We start from the raw sequence: 1,131 nt of genomic DNA, 5'->3' as shown, positions 1-1,131 counted from the left end.
CGGCTTTCTTAATTTCCGGCTTTTCCGGAACGGCCTCTATGATTAGATCGGCAGCTGCTGCCGCTTCTTTCAAATTGGAAGAATATGAAAATCTGCTTTTTGCGGAAGCCGCTTCCTCCTTGCTGATTTTTTGATAGCGGACACCCTTCTCAAAAATGGAATCGATCTCATTTCTTGCACTTTCCAATGCCGCTTGATTCACGTCCACCAATATTACATCGAATCCTCCAGTTGCCCCTACGTAGGCTATTCCCCTGCCCATGACCCCGGACCCGACGATCACTAGATTTTTAATCATCAATCATTCCTCCTTTTACTTAAACAAGGCCGGCTACAACGAATCAGATCAGCATTCATCCAAACATGAATTACTTATCCGACAATCGTTTTGCCAGCCATCTATTTATGTTCGATTAAATGCCGAAAGGATTCAAGGGACGGCTTCCATGATAGGAAATGATGCTTTTCGTTTCTGTATAAAGATCCAGTGTTTCAATGCACAGCTCGCGTCCGAATCCTGATTGTTTATATCCTCCGAAAGGGGTTCCAGGAAAAGCGGAGAATGGGCAGTTCACCATGACGATTCCCGCTTCGATTTGATTGGCCACTCGGGTCGCACGTCCGCCATCCTTTGTCCAAAGCGCTGAACCTAGGCCAAACTCTGTATCATTCGCGAGCCTGATGGCTTCTTTTTCATCTTTGAATTTCATAATGACGACCACGGGACCGAATATTTCCTCTTTCACTACATTCATATCATGATTGACATTGGCAATGACCGTCGGCTCAAACCAGTAGCCTCCTTCAAAGCCTTCAATGACCGCCGGCTTTCCGCCGGTTAGGATATCCGCACCATCCGAAATGGCCGATTGAACATAATTATTGATGACATCCAATTGCCCCTGATCTATGATGGCCCCGACATGCGTTTCTTTATCGAGCGGATTGCCCAATTTCAATTTCTTCGTTTTTTCTACGAACTTGGCAACGAATTCATCATAAATGTCTTCATGCACATATAGACGCGATCTCGCTTCGCAAGATTGTCCGGTATTGTAGAAAATGCCATATAGGGAGCCATCGATAGCTGCTTCAAGGTCGGCATCTTCAAAAACGATATTAGGAGATTTT

The 1,131-nt window shown here is 45.2% G+C and carries 2 protein-coding genes; both read right to left on the bottom strand.

Annotated elements, in window-relative coordinates:
* On the bottom strand, positions 1 to 298 hold a 298-nt coding region (locus CVN76_RS00720), incomplete at its 3' end, for a 3-hydroxyacyl-CoA dehydrogenase NAD-binding domain-containing protein (RefSeq protein ID WP_232732034.1).
* Positions 299 to 413: 115 nt separating this feature from the next.
* Positions 414 to 1,131 (bottom strand): aldehyde dehydrogenase family protein (locus CVN76_RS00715; RefSeq protein WP_157805390.1); only part of this gene is annotated, 718 nt, incomplete at its 5' end.

This window comes from Bacillus sp. mrc49, assembly GCF_002803435.1.
This window is presented reverse-complemented; position numbering and strand designations above follow the sequence as displayed.